The following is a 14,613-nucleotide window of genomic DNA, read 5'->3' as shown; positions in this document are numbered from 1 at the left end:
GGAAGACGGAAGAAGGATGAAGAGATGACTATACTGGCTGGTAACAGCACACTATTGAATATCGTAATAATCGCCACCTCGGATCTTCACGGAAATCTGTGGGGTTACCGGTATGAAGACGGCCACGAGACAACGAATGACGGGATGGCCAGAGTCGCCGCCTATGTCAGGGAAGTCAGAGACAGTGGAGCGGAAGTCATCCTCATCGATAACGGTGACGTGTTCCAGGGGAATATGCTGACTGATGATATCTACAATAAGCGGCCGGATGGCATACATCCGGTCTCGGCTGCGCTGAATGCAATGGGTTATGCGGCCATGACCCTCGGCAACCATGAATTTAATTTCGGGCTTGGCCTGATCGGGAAGTTCAGGCAGGAGCTGGAGTTCCCTGTGCTCGCTGCGAATGCCGCGTATCACAGCGGAGAACGGTTCGCAGAGCCGTATACGCTAATTGAGATCCAAGGTGTCAGAATCGCAGTGATCGGACTGACTAATCCTAATATTCCGCGCTGGGACGCCGGGAAGGTGGATGCGCTGCACTTTGGCCCCATGGCTGAAACGGCGCAGCAGATTACTGCCTCCCTGAGGGCTGAAGGCAAGGCCGACATTATTGTCATCAGCGCTCATGCGGGAATGGTGGCCGAGTTCGATGAAGAAGGCGGCTCGGATTCCGCTGAACGCATTACGAAGCTGGTTCCTGAAGCAGATGTGCTGCTCGTCGGGCATATGCATATTACCGTTAAGGAACGGATCGGGGATACCGTCATTGGAGGGCCGCGCGACCGGGGACGGGAGGTGGTCCGCTTCGACCTGACCGTTCAGCTGGAGGGTGCAAAGCCCCGGGTGGTGAACAAGGAAGTCTCGATTGTGGATATGGCTGGCTGGGAGCCGGACCCTGAATTCCGGAAGCTGGTTGCAGAAGCGCATGAAGAGACGATGACCTTCAGCGGCCAGGGAGGCGGAGACTCCTCTTCAGAAGCAGCCGGCAGCCTCTTGGGTTATGCGGTCGCCGACTTCCAGCCGCAGGCCGAGACGGGCGGAGTACCGGCGGGAAGATTGCGGGATACAGCAGTTATTACGCTGATTCAGAAGGCGATGCTGCAGGCCAGCGGGGCGGATGTTGCCGCCACAAGCCTGTTCGCAGATACGGCGGATTTGAAGCAGGGGCCGTTAACTTACGCTGATGTGTACCGAATCTATCCATTCGACAATGTGCTGTACGTTGTGACGGTAACCGGCCAAGAGCTTAGAGCCTATATGGAAGTCTCGGCCACGCATTTCAACCAGTGGCAGCCGGGTGATCGTGAGATCACTGCCAATCCTGAGGTGCCCAGTTACCTCTATGACATGTTCGCCGGGATCGATTATCAGATCGATCTGTCACAGCCAGCCGGTCACCGGATCATCAATGTGCTCTACCAAGGCCAACCGCTTGCCGATACGCAGCAGCTGCAGCTTGCCGTCAACAATTACCGCTACAGCAGCTTATTGAAGGCGTCCAAATTGGTTAGCAGGGCTAAACATTGGGAGTCGTCCTGCAGCGTCCGCGATATGCTGGTCAGCTACATCAAGGAACAGGGGACGTTATCGCCGGAAGTCGATAATAATTGGTCGATTGTCGGGGTAGGGTAGCCCTATAGAGAAGAGCCTGGAGAGAAGTGATAGGGTATTGAAATTATGGCTTTGCAGTATTTACATGAGCTGCGGCGTGGGACGTTGTAGAGTGCAAAGCCATAATGTGCTGTATGATTTAATAAGGGCTTCTGATTAACAGGAGCCCTTTTCTTATTGTGCTAGAGCTTCTGGGAGGCTTGTTTCACCCAATTGGTCAGCATTCCGGCATCGATCTGCTCACCATTTCGGAACTTGATCGTCTTCCGTTCGGGAGGGCCGTCGAACAATCCTTCGGGAAGCTCCAGCCCAGTCGCATTGAAGATCGTGAAGCTGACAGCATCCTTAGACATAGAGATCACGGCTGCATATTTTTTGTTCTTCAGAAAATGAGGCTTATTGTATTGAATACGCTCCTGAACGTCGGGAATTGCATTGTGGACTACTTGGCGTAATTCATGGCATAGACTGGCTTGCCACGGTTCTTTGACCTTCTCGATAAACTCGGTAACCTCTTGGCTCATATGAACTTCTCCTCCCGTAATCCTTCGCTTATTTCTCGTCAGGGTTTTATATTAATATAAACACATTTTTCCAGGAAATATAGGTATAGTCATAAAGAAATCAGGTTTCTCGCTGACATACAGGGTTATTAAAATCATATCCTTCGTATATATCATTGGCGGAATGCGAATTTCGCGATCATTGAAAAAGATGTGAAAACCCTCTTTTCACTGAGAGGGTTTTATATTTTTTTTACGGTTTATTTCTTTTCTCGATAAATTAATTCCAGAAACTCCACAATAATTTCAGAACTTACGTCTTCCTTTGGTAAATGTATAAACCGACCTAAGCGGAGAATATCCGGCTTGTACAGCTCAAGGAGTTGTAGGGTTGCATCCGAGTCTTTGTTCCTGGCTGCATTTAAGAGATTTAAAAATTCGCTGTTTGTGATAGGTTCTGAAGCAACTTCCTTTTGCATTTATTCACCCCCTGTTGAGTTATGTTGAATTGATGGGCAACTTCAGCTTCCGACAAGCCTTCCAAATATATTTTTTGCAAAATTGTTCTTTCATAGGAGGAGAGCGTACGAAGTATCTGCTCCACCGCCACCTTGTTATCTGATAACTCTGTGAAAGAAGGTGCAGGGAATTCACGGTCAAAACCATGCTCTCGTCTTCTTATCTTTTTAGCCCTATACTGCAATCTCCAGCCAATACGATAAATTTCAGTCTTGTAACGGTTATATTCGCTCTGTTCCAATTATGGTGCTCTCCTTTCTAATATAGCTTATATAAGTAGGTAAATTTAAAGAGGGAGATAACAACCGAATGGGAACATATGTTTCTATAAATTATACCATTTTTTTGAATGAAAAGTAATGGTTGTGAAACGAGCATGCCGTTTCCCTACCTTAAAAGCGTGGATTCAGGAAGGAGGGAAACTTTGAAGATCGAAGATGTTGTCACCTTAATAACTAATGTAGGTTTTCCGGTCACACTCTGCTTTATTCTGATTCGTTATGTGCTGGACACCGTAGGGGAGAAATTAGATAAACTGGATGCTTCATTGAAATTGCTCACACAGGCCATTCAGATGCTGGAGGAGAAACAAAACAATTTTAAAATTATGGAACGAAAATAAGACAGACCTACTGTATGGATTCAACAGACGAAGGGAGCTGCGATAGCCGCAGCTCCCTTTAAACGAATCGTATTTTTATCGATTCCTATCATATACGGTGTTGGAGAGGTCAATGGTATCGCCCCCTCATTTATTGCGAATTAAGTGATTGTTCGAGCATATCCGAAAATGATTTAAAGTCAAAATCACTTGTAATGGAATAATTTTGTATAGTTTCTTTGTTGTTTTTATCATATACGTAAACGTATTTATCACTTAGGAATGCGACACGGAAAAGGATTTTATGATTATCTTTTGAATAAATAAACACGTCATACTCTGAGGTGGCATCTAGTTTTTTAAAATTAGATATTTTCTTTAATTTAAGATTGGACATGTATTTAAACACATTACTAATCTGATTTTGATCAGTGATGTTTACTTCTTTACTTGGAGCTGAATCGGTAGTAAGAGGTAAGCGGATAATTTGAAGAGTAACACCAGTTTGATTGAGCTTATTAAGTACTGCTTTATCCATAGTTGTAGTTAAGCTCATAAAATAATAAATTCCGTAAACAATAATACCAGCAATCGCAATTATTGCTATTATTACGTTTTTTTTCAGCAGTTTCATTCACATCACGTCCTTTTCTCCTTATTCATTAATCCTCTGTCTTCTCTTTGTTGTCACTCCCTTCTGCCCACCAGAGACACAAGAATGGCAGGATAATTCGCTTTCGTAATTTACATGTTGCCATGTGTTGCATATCCTTCACCTATTCATTTCCAATTATATACCATTTTGCGGTGGAATGGGTGTTTTCCTGTTTCTCGTACCTATTTCAGGAACTATTTCTCCTTCATGCAGACTCGACCTTACTCAATGCTTCATCGATCTATTTGTGAGTAATGGGCTTGGTACTTTTCCAAGCAGGTTTGCCAATAAAAAACACTTACGAGTCTTTATTCAATAATTACAGAGATAACGCTCGTGGTTTTGTACAAGGAAAAAGCCTGATACTGGATGTATCAGGCTTTTATGATACTTAGACTTAAACGATCTCCCAACCACTACCGGAATGGGCTCTCTCAATAACCCCATTACCAGAAATAAAACGAATAACTGTGCCATCTTGCAAACTGAATTCAAGGAAAGGGAACCGGATTTGAAACAGATCGTACCGAGTTAAAGGTTTCAAGCCACGAATCATTTCAGTCATGGATGTAACCCCGTTTTGAATAACATGTCCTGTATCATTACCTGTTGTAGCAAATAAACTTGCTACAAGACTTGTAATACCCACAGCAATCCCAGCAGGCGTGCTAGCCACAAAAATAAGACCAAGGATTGTAGCAGAGTATCCTGCCAGTGCACCAGTCAAACCCACTTTATCAGCCGAACCGTCACCCCAATGCCCATAAATATAAGAGTAGTTCTGTGCGTCACGCATTTGTTCCAGTTGAGCAATACTAACCGTAATAGAAGCTGCATATTCACGACTTCTTGCCATAATTAATCTACCTCCAAAATGATATTTTTGTTTGAGCCACCAGCGCGCTTTGCTGTCTCACTATATAGGGAAGTCTTTCGTCGAGTTTAACAACACTCTATTTTTGTTTTTTTCATAAATAATAAGTACTCTGGGCAGTCGAACGCCTAAGCATCGGAGCTCTCCTAGATGCTAGATGCAATCCGGAACGGCCTTATCCGGGTGACATATCAGCCATCATTAGGACGGCAGAGTGCTTGAGGATACCCCGCGCAAGCTGCTGCGAATAATAGCTCAGTTTCGTTTCACAGATGAATAAGAGTGAATGGGATTCTTGGATAGAACGGTTTAAATCAGAAGCAACAAAAGTATTAGGGTTTAATGTTGGTGAACCTGAGGAGGGGGTTATGTAGTACGGAATTTCAGGAGGATTACATGACATTAGAACATGAATTTTATCTCACCCCGACTACAATTGATGTGGAACACTTTTGGATGAATAGAGAAAATAAACCTAAGGTTATCGATTGCTTGGTAATTTATGATGACATTATTCTGTATATACAGTGGCAGAGGCACTTGGAGATTAGGCTGCCCAGATTGGAGAAATCCGTGTGAAAATAGAAAATGACGCAAAAAAATCGAGGATCGGCAGAATGGGGAAGGGGACCAACCCGGAGCCAACAAGCCTTTCCTCTGTTTCTAAAAATATGTTTTGGGGTCCCCAAGTACCTGAGTCATCTTCGAAGCTAAAGCCCCACTTTGTGAGGGTATTTGATATGGGAGGGGGATCACATGTCCTGGAGCAAATTGAAGCAACAACTGGAGGGCTTTCTCAGCCCGGCGCTACATGGAAAGGTAGAATACCGCGCACCCGGTTACCGTTATCTGCCTGATCAGGGATTTGCTATATCTCGTTAGATAAAAAGAACGTACTCAATATGAGTGATAAAACGAACCCGATTAGATGGTATCAATCAGAGCTGGAAATTAAGAATGATCCGGATATCCAAATTCCTATCAGCGACGACGATATTGAAGCGGTCAGACAGGCCACCAAGGGACCAGTACCGGAGGATCGCCTAATCGTAATGGCCAGAAGCAGAAAAAGTACAGAACATGCCAAGGAGCTAATGTCAGCACAGGCTACACTCGTTAAATCGAATTTTATCGTGGCGGCTAATCAGTTCTTAACGACGCCTATAGAGGAGAGCTTGGAGAGCAATGATATGGTATTGAATATTCTGGCTTTGGTGGACCGGAGAGTTGGGAAAAAGCGGATTGTGGGTATGGTGGAAAAGATGGAGTTGAAGCATCCGGTTGTGCGGTATTTTTATGAGTTGCGGCGTGGTACATTATGAGGTTCAGAGCCATGATTAGATATATGATTTAATAAGGGCTTCTGATAACAGAAGTCTTTTTCTGTTTAATTTGTAGGAATTTCGTGGATTTACATTGAGGATTGGGCTATCATTATTTTGTACAGAGCAAGTAGATTGAATTAGAACAACAGGATGAGGTGCTACAAATGGACGAACTAATCGAGAAAATTATCCAATTCCGCGACGAAAGGGACTGGAAGCAATTTCATGATCCTAAAGATCTGGCTCTTTCCATCTCGCTCGAGTCTAGCGAACTGCTGGAACTCTTCCAATGGAAGAACAGCCAGCAAGCCATAGAGCAACATTATTCTGACATGCAGGACGAAATCGCTGATATTCTCATCTATACCCTAACGCTCGTTCATGATTTAAATATTGATGTAAAGGATGCCATTCTTCAGAAAATAAACAAAAACGCGGAGAAGTATCCGGTATCCAGCTTCAAGGGAAGTTCGAAAAAAGGTACGCGGCAGTGAACGGATAGGGGAGAACACCATGATTATTTATGAATCGACCAAGCAGCAATTTATGAATGATGTGACCGAAGACAGCATTGCGGTAAAGATTCATAATCAGTACGTCCAAAAAGTCGGCAGGGTTTCCATGGGCGAAATTAACGCATGGAACAATTCCATGAACTACCTATATAAAGTATTAAACACATCAACCATTCCAGATAACGTGGGAATCGCGATTGAATATAAAATTCCAGCGACCTCGAGAAGAGTCGACTTCATGATTACAGGCTTGAATGAGAAGGATCAATATTCTGTCGTCATCATCGAGCTTAAGCAATGGTCAGAAGTTGAAACGGTTGAGGATGCAGATGGCCTTGTTAGAACCCGCTATAACGGAACAAAGACTAAAACGTCGCATCCTTCTTTTCAGGCATGGTCTTATGCCAGGCTGATTAGGGATTATAACGAGACCGTGCAGAACGAAGCGGTCCAACTCTATCCTTGTGCTTATTTACATAACTATGTACAGACCGATAACGACCCTCTATTACATCCTGTCTACAATCAATACATTGAGGAAGCTCCTATCTTCTCAAAGGGGGATGTTCTAAAGTTAAGAGGGTTTATCTCAACCTACATCAAAAAAACCGATAGAAGCAAATCGCTGTACCTCATTGAACATGGCAAAATTAAACCCTCAAAATCGTTGCAGGATTCACTCGTCAGCATGTTGCAGGGGAATCAGGAATTCATCATGATTGACGATCAGAAGGTAGTCTATGAGGAAGCGTTAAGATTGGCACAGCAAGCCCAGTCGGGAAAGAAACAAGTCTTGATTGTCGAAGGCGGACCGGGGACAGGTAAGTCGGTTCTCGGAATTAATCTTTTGGTAGAACTTACGGCACGAGAACTAGTCTGCCAATATGTAACCAAGAATAGCGCGCCTCGTGCCGTATACATGAAAAAGCTGCAGCAAAACTTGAAGAAATCGTTCATTGATAACTTGTTTAAGGGATCAGGCGTATACTATGAAGCATTGCCCGATGAATTCGGTTGCTTGATTGTTGACGAGGCGCATCGCTTAAATGAAAAGTCGGGTCTGTTCAAGAATAAAGGGATTAATCAAACGATGGAGATTATCCGCGCTGCCCGGTTTTCTGTATTTTTCATCGATGAATATCAGAAGATCGCCATGCACGATGTTGGCAGCAAAGAGCAGATTAGACGGTATGCCGAACAAATGGATGCAGATATTACGGAGCTGACATTGGCTTCTCAATTCCGGTGCAATGGCTCCGATGGATATCTGGCATGGCTCGATGATGTACTCGATATCCGTGAAACGGCAAACGCAGATGGTTTCGATTTCGACTATGACATCCGACTCTATGATGACCCAAATGAATTACGGGACGAAATCTTCAGCAAGAATCAAATCAACAATAAGGCAAGAATGCTTGCCGGATACTGCTGGGATTGGAAGACGGATGGCAAGAACAATCCTGGCGTCCATGACATTCAATTAGATCGCTATCAATTCTTCATGAGCTGGAACCTTAACAATACGACGACTTGGGCGATCGACCCTGAATCCATCGAACAAGTGGGCTGCATACATACCTCACAGGGACTTGAATTTGACTATGTCGGAGTTATCATTGGCGAAGATATGCGTTACGAGAATAACCGTATCGTCACCGACCCGTTCAAACGTGCGAAGACAGATAAGTCTCTTTCAGGCTTCAAGACCTTGTATAAGAAAGATAAGGACGAGGCGCTCCGAATGGCCGATCAAATTATACGAAACACCTACAGGACGTTAATGACCCGAGGAACGAAGGGATGCTATATCTACTGTGTAGATCCTCATTTAAAGGCGTACTTGCAAAGGAGATTGGCTATCCAAAGCTCAGTGGTAATTTCGGGATAAGACGAGAGTTATATCATTGATTTGAAAAGATGGAGGATAGGATGAATGGCTCGGGGGAGGCCCGGTGCCAGCCTTTCCTCTGTTTTTTATATCTAGATATTTGAGCAAACACTATCAGATGAAATAGATAAGGTCATTAAACTATTTAACTTTAACAATGACCTTTGGTCCTCCCATAAGAATTCTGGATTGCTGATGTCGCTGTCTATCCTTACATAAATGTCAGTTCCTTCAAGGCGTTTGTTGTTCCGGCTTCATCAGTTGTACGAAGGACGAGGCAAAAGTTGAGGATTGGTGGTTCCTCGTCTTTAGGTAATACGCATGACATACAACGTAAGGCATGATTGCTAACGCCATTATCCGTACACTATGCTGGTAGGCACCTCGAGGGTTATTATTTCAAATCTATTCATGAGTGTGGTACTATAACGGTTTGAAAGTGGAGACATAGCGATTCTCCTTATGATTATCCTATTAGTTTTGCAGAAATAATTGCGAGTGGGAAAATATACCTAAACATAGTAAAATGGATAGAGTACAACTAGAGTGAATCTTGGTTAAATGTGGTTTAATTCTTAGAATCTTTAACGAGTAAGATTTTGATTTCTTTAAATAAATGAAATAGCATATGCACTTCATTTTGAGTTTAACATTCCGAATGTGAGAAACTGCGTAACTTTGTTAAAACCGACATTATTTATGTTGAGCAAGAAAAAAAGCTTGATGGAGAATTAACAATAATCTTATGGATGATTCGCTGCTTACATTAACAATAGGAGGTCACTATGAACACAGAAGAAATTCTTCGTGCCAATTTAAATAATGAGCAGTACGAGGCTGTAGTTGATGAGTCACGGCATATTTTATGTTTGGCTTGTGCTGGTTCGGGCAAGTCTCGGACGCTGGCTTACAAAATCGCTTACTTGGTATCTAAAGGTGAAGCACCGGAAGGTATTATAGCCTTCACCTTTACGGAAAAAGCTGCGGAATCTATTAAGCGCAGAGTTGCCGAAGCTTTGCGGAAATTTGGATATCCTGAAAACTATATTGGAGCAATGTTCATCGGAACTCTGGATTCTTTCTGCCAAAAGCTACTCGGTGACATTAATGCCAAGTACCGGCAATACGATATCCTTGATAAGAATGGATTAATACTGTTTTTGATGTCAAGATTTCGTCAGATTGGACTGCGTCACGGAGAAGGACGTTACTTCAAAGAGAATATTCTTCCACTTGTCGACGCATGGCAAACCATGAACAATGAGAATATCGATTTGGCTAACATTGAGCAATACGATGCAACGCTGTTCAACCGCTTGACAAAACTAGGTGAAATACTTGATCGCGACGGTTATATGGACTTTTCTTTTGCTATCCGATTAGGTGTGCAGGAGTTAAAGAGGATAACGGATAAGGCAAACTCATGCATTGCGAAATTCAAGCACCTACTAGTAGACGAATACCAAGATATTAATCCCATTCAAGAAGACTTCATCAGGACGCTGGCAAGCCATCTTGATATGCTTCTAGTGGTGGGCGATGACGACCAGTCTATCTATGGATGGCGTGGTGCAAATGTGCAAAACATTTTGACTTTTAATAGACGGTATTCCGATGTTGCCGTTCATAGGCTTCTGGTCAATTTTAGAAGTACTGACGCGATAGTTAGTGGAGGAAACAACTTCGTGCAACGTACGATAAGTCTTGTTCGGTTGAGTAAAGAAATCAAATCGCATTCCGACGGCAATATTCAGGATTTGCGCAAGCTGTGGTTTGACAACCGAATTGAAGAAGCTGAATGGGTGGCTCAGCGGATCGAAAGCCTTATTGGGACAAAATATTTGGAGGGAATTAACCCGGACGGTACGGAAAAATATCGAGGTCTTACCTATGGTGATTTCGCCATTTTGTTGCGAAGCATACGTAATAGTAATGGAGATAACAGGGATAAGCAATTTACCGATGCATTGTCAAAACGCGGGATACCGTTCAAGAGCTCTGGGGAGGGTGGCATCTTTGACCGCCCTTATGCCATCTGTGTTCAGCATTCAATGGAGTTATTACGCGAAGCTGGTTTGCCACGCGAGGAAGCGTTAGAATTCTTCGCGTCGAACGTGCTTCCGGTATTTCCTTATGCCAATGAGGCAAAGTTTATTACTATTCTAAATAAGTGGCATCAAAACATACATGCATCGACTTCCGCTGCACGGCGAAAAGTGTATCCTCAGGAGTTTTTGCACGATTTAATCGATGTTTTCAACGTAAGAGATTTTAAGGATGAGACCGCGCTTCGTGACCTCGGATTATTTAGCAAGATTATCCTTGATGTCGAAAAGACCTATACGAGTATTGATTCTTCCTTCCGGTACGCTGAGATGCTTAACTTTATTGGTAATATCGCTATAAACAGTTATGAATTGGAGTCAATAGATTACCTTGTCAAAGGAAACTCGGTGGATATTTCAACGATACACAAGGTCAAAGGGCTTGAGTACCCAGTTGTTTTTGTGGTCGACTTAATTGCGAGTAGGTTTCCGCACAAAAAGGCGACATATAATGGAAAATTGCCGCATGAACTGATGGTTGATGCAATAAACCGAGGAGCATATGGAACGCGACTTGAGGACGAAGCGCGTCTTTTTTACACTGCTATTACTCGCGCCGAGAGGGTTCTTTACCTTACCGGAAGTACGCATCACCAGGACTTGAAGCGTGCTTGCAAACGTTCTACATTCATAGCCGACTATACAAGCTCCAAGATGCGCGAGGACAAAGCATTTGATGATTTGGCGGAGAAAATTGAGCCGCAACCCCGCTTTGACGAGAGCGAATTTCCAACGGATTTTTCGTCAGTGAAAAGTTATTTGACATGCCCATACTCATATAAGTTGTCCACGATATATGGTTACAATGCGGCAGTTCCAGAACTCTTTGGTTTTGGGAAAACAAGCCATACAATACTTGAGCGTATGCATCAGCAGTTTAAAGATAGGGCTCCATCGGCGGAGGAAGTGGCTGAGATTGTCGAGTCCACCTTTATGCTGAAACATGTCTTTCCGAGTAATGATCCGATTAATCGCCCCGGTTCATATGAACGTGCAAAATGGCTTATACAGAGGATCTTGATGGAATATTCTCAACAGTATGCTGCCGACTTTGGTCGTCTGCGGCAAGACGAAGCCCGGTTTGAAATATCAGTTAAGGATGCTTTGATAACTGGCGCTATCGACCTGCTTCTACTCGAAGACTTGCAACGAGGAATCACTACAGCTGACGTTATCGATTTCAAATCAATGGAAACGCCAGAAGATGTTGCCGCTTATGACTGGCGAGATATGTCGGTTCAGGTTCAGTTGTATTCGCAAGCTGCCAAAGAAGTTATTGGTGAGAATGTGGAGACAGGCTATATCCACACACTTAAGGATAATCGCAGAACGGCGATACCGGTCGATAAGCAATCGGTAAACAATGCCATTGGTGTTGTCGAGTGGGCTGTAAGAGGCATTCTCGACAGTGACTTCCCCATGCGCGCTTGCCCGAAAAGCTGCGGGGTCTGTGATTTCAGAGCCATGTGTGCACAAAAAAGACAATCCTTCAAAAACGAAGCCTTACCGCCTCAAATTAATACACCTGCAGGTTTAAAAAACTTAATCGCTTTTGAAGACGATGGAGGCGTCACGAATGAGATTTAAATTTGAAGCAATTGACATATTTTCAGGTTGCGGCGGGGTTTCATGCGGTCTGACCTTGGCGGGGTTTAAAGTTAAAGCTGCCGTGGAGATTGAGGATAGTGCTGTAGATACATACCTTGGTTATCCGTCGCTCTCAAAAGTTAACGTTTTGCGCGGCGTTCCGAAAGGCGATATCTGCAATTTGAGTGGTGAAGCTATTCTGAAGGCCGCCGGAATTAAGAAGGATGATATTTACCTATTCGCGGGATGCCCACCCTGCCAGAATTTTTCGAGACAGAATCCCGAAAACAAAAACAAGTCTCTTGCAGAGCGTAAGTTGCTGTTGTTCGAGTTTTTGCGGGTCATCGAAGAGATACTTCCTCCGTTCATCCTTATGGAGAATGTGCCGGGTATAAAAACCGAGTACAACAAGGTAATCCTCGACGAATTTCTTGACCGCCTGAAAAAGCAATATGTAGTCGTTGAAGGCATCCTCAACTCTGCTGATTACGGCGTTCCGCAGATACGAAAAAGGTTTGTGCTGCACGCCGTTCGAAAGGACATCTATGATGAATTGATGGCTGATAGCTATTCTTTCCAACTACCGAAACCGACGCATGACAAAGCTGAAAAGCACGGGCTGAAGCGATGGAAGACGGTAAGGGAAGCCATCGGCGATTTACCTACAATCAAAGCTGGTGAGGCATACCCCGATGACGGGGAAATACACAACCATAAGTGTGAGAAATTATCTCCTAAAAATATCCTGCGCATGCAGATTATTCGTCAAAACGGAGGGTCGCGGACTGGATTACCAGATGATTTAGTTTTGGAGTGCCACAAAAAGAAAGATGAGAATGGTAATGTGTTTTCAGGGCATAAGGACGTTTATGGGATCATGGACGCAGATAAACCTTCACCGACCATGACAGGAGGATGCCTCCGCTATTCAAAGGGACGATACGGACACTACGAACAGGATAGAGGTATTTCCATTCGGGAGGCGGCCCGGCTACAAACCTTTCCAGACAATTTTATTTTTAGCGACTCGCTTACGGCGGCGGCTTTGCAAATTGGTAACGCAGTACCAATTGATCTTGTGAAGGCAAGCGGGGCTGTGATAAAACTGGCGATGTATATTATTAAGGCAAAGAGGAGTAAGAATAAAAAGTTGGTAGAAACTCATACTAGGAGTTGAAGTGTACCTACGTCAATCGTATCTCTGACAGAACATGGTTCACGTATCAGCTATCATTGAAAAAGCCATTAATCCATACTTTAAGTAGCCTAAAATAGCTCCTTCTTTATTCCGTTCGCTGATCTCCCCAAGTCGTTCTATTTGGAAAATTACATCAAATAGGTACTTTACGCAACGGCGAATAGAGAGTTATATAGTTACCAATCTCCGTTCCAACTATCGAAGGCACCTAATCAGGTGCCTTCGATTTCGATTTATTATAATACGATGAACTATATCATGAGTAGAGCGAAGAACTAAAAGTGTCCTACATTGAGTGTCAAAAAACAATGAAAAAAGAATGTTAGAGATTCTATTGTTCATTATTGATGAATGATTAGAGAATTGTGAGGGATTAAAAAAGAGTAACTTTTTGAAGTTATTATTAGCATGAATCTGAGTTTCCCAGATGCCTTATATGACTTTATCGTGACTATCATGACAAATCACCCAATATGTGGTATCTTGACACTATAAAATTTTAGTGGGGGATTACTATGGATATTACTTTTGAACTAATTTTGACAGCTATTTCGATAAGCTCTTTAGCTATAAGTTTTTATAGTATAAAAGAAGTGAAAAAAATAAAAACAAATATTAAAGTGAAAGGTAATAGTAATATTTCAGCAGGTGGAAATATAAATGTTAAGTAACAAGTTTAAAATTAATGGAGATAGAAATTTAACTGCTGGGCGCGATTTAAATATTCATTTTCATGAGGTTGGTAGTCCCTTAAGATTCTTTGATCAAGATATTAAAGAGGTTATTCTCAGTTTTTCTCAGGTCGTAAGACATGAGATAGAAGTAACAGATGAAGTTAATCGAATTAACGCTGAAAGAAAGAATCAGATTAACAATCTCTCGGTAAGATATTTTAATATAATTCTTGATGAGAGTATGAGTTATTTTCAACAAATTGAAGATTTTTTAAAATCACCAATTAATTTATCGGAATTAAAAATGTATGAAAATACAGTTTATGAGTTAAATCAAAAAATAAATATCCATCGAGATGAATTTGAAAAGTTTGATTTGATTTTTGAATGTCTATATAACTTTATATTAGAGAATAATACAATCGAACTTAGGGCAGATAGAAGATTGATTTGGATTATGTTGCATTACATGTACTGGAAGTGTGATTTAGGAGAGGGTGGGGAATGTTAAAGCCACATAAATATCTTGATCTTGACCATAGTGTACTAAAT

Annotated in this window: 12 protein-coding genes and 1 pseudogene; 9 read left to right on the top strand and 4 right to left on the bottom strand. The window is 42.7% G+C overall.

The features are described 5' to 3' along the window. Nucleotides 1–24: 24 nt before the first annotated feature. The gene (locus A3844_RS23215) at nucleotides 25–1,635 is read left to right on the top strand and encodes a bifunctional metallophosphatase/5'-nucleotidase (protein WP_074108594.1); all 1,611 of its coding nucleotides are present in this window, start codon (nucleotides 25–27) and stop codon (nucleotides 1,633–1,635) included. 161 nt (nucleotides 1,636–1,796) lie between these two features. On the opposite strand, the gene A3844_RS23210 is transcribed toward A3844_RS23215, so the two are convergent. Both A3844_RS23210 and A3844_RS23200 read right to left on the bottom strand, forming a co-directional pair. Then, nucleotides 1,797–2,138, bottom strand: a complete 342-nt coding sequence (locus tag A3844_RS23210; protein ID WP_074108593.1) for a DUF1801 domain-containing protein — start codon at nucleotides 2,136–2,138, stop codon at nucleotides 1,797–1,799. A 409-nt stretch (nucleotides 2,139–2,547) separates the two neighbouring features. Next, nucleotides 2,548–2,877, bottom strand: a complete 330-nt coding sequence (locus A3844_RS23200) for a sigma factor-like helix-turn-helix DNA-binding protein (RefSeq protein WP_074084293.1) — start codon at nucleotides 2,875–2,877, stop codon at nucleotides 2,548–2,550. 183 nt (nucleotides 2,878–3,060) lie between these two features. On the opposite strand from A3844_RS23200, the gene A3844_RS23195 reads away from it, so the two are divergent. After that, on the top strand, nucleotides 3,061–3,258 hold the full coding sequence (locus tag A3844_RS23195; RefSeq protein ID WP_178381927.1) for a hypothetical protein: 198 nt from the start codon (nucleotides 3,061–3,063) through the stop codon (nucleotides 3,256–3,258). 130 nt (nucleotides 3,259–3,388) lie between these two features. On the opposite strand, the gene A3844_RS23190 is transcribed toward A3844_RS23195, so the two are convergent. Both A3844_RS23190 and A3844_RS23185 read right to left on the bottom strand, forming a co-directional pair. Beyond that, nucleotides 3,389–3,871, bottom strand: coding sequence for a hypothetical protein (locus A3844_RS23190; protein WP_074108591.1), 483 nt, complete (start codon nucleotides 3,869–3,871; stop codon nucleotides 3,389–3,391). Nucleotides 3,872–4,289: 418 nt separating this feature from the next. Beyond that, nucleotides 4,290–4,748: a hypothetical protein gene (locus tag A3844_RS23185; protein ID WP_074084296.1), complete on the bottom strand. Its 459-nt coding sequence runs from the start codon at nucleotides 4,746–4,748 to the stop codon at nucleotides 4,290–4,292. A gap of 774 nt (nucleotides 4,749–5,522) precedes the next feature. Here A3844_RS23185 and A3844_RS23175 point away from each other — a divergent pair. From A3844_RS23175 to A3844_RS23150, 7 genes and pseudogenes are all read left to right on the top strand, one after another. Next, nucleotides 5,523–6,088 (top strand): annotated as a pseudogene (locus tag A3844_RS23175) (SF0329 family protein). 167 nt (nucleotides 6,089–6,255) lie between these two features. Then, nucleotides 6,256–6,585: a MazG-like family protein gene (locus A3844_RS23170; RefSeq protein ID WP_074108590.1), complete on the top strand. Its 330-nt coding sequence runs from the start codon at nucleotides 6,256–6,258 to the stop codon at nucleotides 6,583–6,585. Between the two features lie 19 nt (nucleotides 6,586–6,604). After that, a complete protein-coding gene (locus A3844_RS23165; RefSeq protein WP_074108589.1) occupies nucleotides 6,605–8,497 on the top strand; it encodes a DUF2075 domain-containing protein in 1,893 nt (630 codons plus the stop codon). A 785-nt stretch (nucleotides 8,498–9,282) separates the two neighbouring features. Continuing rightward, nucleotides 9,283–12,189 (top strand): ATP-dependent DNA helicase, encoded by a 2,907-nt coding sequence (locus A3844_RS23160; protein WP_074108588.1) that lies wholly within the window; start codon nucleotides 9,283–9,285, stop codon nucleotides 12,187–12,189. Continuing rightward, complete coding sequence (locus A3844_RS23155; protein WP_074108587.1) at nucleotides 12,179–13,366, top strand: DNA cytosine methyltransferase; 1,188 nt, start codon at nucleotides 12,179–12,181, stop codon at nucleotides 13,364–13,366. The genes A3844_RS23160 and A3844_RS23155 overlap by 11 nt, the downstream gene beginning before the upstream one ends. Nucleotides 13,367–13,902: 536 nt before the next feature. After that, nucleotides 13,903–14,058 carry a hypothetical protein gene (locus A3844_RS32860; protein WP_167374726.1) on the top strand — a complete coding sequence of 52 codons (156 nt, stop codon included), beginning with the start codon at nucleotides 13,903–13,905 and terminating at the stop codon, nucleotides 14,056–14,058. Then, complete coding sequence (locus tag A3844_RS23150; protein WP_074108586.1) at nucleotides 14,048–14,572, top strand: ABC-three component system protein; 525 nt, start codon at nucleotides 14,048–14,050, stop codon at nucleotides 14,570–14,572. Before A3844_RS32860 ends, A3844_RS23150 begins: the two co-directional genes overlap by 11 nt. Nucleotides 14,573–14,613 lie beyond the last annotated feature (41 nt).

The sequence above is a fragment of the Paenibacillus helianthi genome (assembly GCF_001909055.1).
Lineage (GTDB): Bacteria > Bacillota > Bacilli > Paenibacillales > Paenibacillaceae > Paenibacillus_AQ > Paenibacillus_AQ helianthi.
The sequence above is the reverse complement of the archived record's forward strand: the minus strand, read 5'-3'. Positions and strand labels throughout refer to the sequence as shown.

Coding starts and splice junctions, on each gene's coding strand:
- A3844_RS23215 (WP_074108594.1), top strand. CDS start 25: ATGACTATACTGGCTGGTAACAGCACACTATTGAATATCGTAATAATC.
- A3844_RS23210 (WP_074108593.1), bottom strand. CDS start 2,138: ATGAGCCAAGAGGTTACCGAGTTTATCGAGAAGGTCAAAGAACCGTGG.
- A3844_RS23190 (WP_074108591.1), bottom strand. CDS start 3,871: ATGAAACTGCTGAAAAAAAACGTAATAATAGCAATAATTGCGATTGCT.
- A3844_RS23185 (WP_074084296.1), bottom strand. CDS start 4,748: ATGGCAAGAAGTCGTGAATATGCAGCTTCTATTACGGTTAGTATTGCT.
- A3844_RS23170 (WP_074108590.1), top strand. CDS start 6,256: ATGGACGAACTAATCGAGAAAATTATCCAATTCCGCGACGAAAGGGAC.
- A3844_RS23165 (WP_074108589.1), top strand. CDS start 6,605: ATGATTATTTATGAATCGACCAAGCAGCAATTTATGAATGATGTGACC.
- A3844_RS23160 (WP_074108588.1), top strand. CDS start 9,283: ATGAACACAGAAGAAATTCTTCGTGCCAATTTAAATAATGAGCAGTAC.
- A3844_RS23155 (WP_074108587.1), top strand. CDS start 12,179: ATGAGATTTAAATTTGAAGCAATTGACATATTTTCAGGTTGCGGCGGG.
- A3844_RS32860 (WP_167374726.1), top strand. CDS start 13,903: ATGGATATTACTTTTGAACTAATTTTGACAGCTATTTCGATAAGCTCT.
- A3844_RS23150 (WP_074108586.1), top strand. CDS start 14,048: ATGTTAAGTAACAAGTTTAAAATTAATGGAGATAGAAATTTAACTGCT.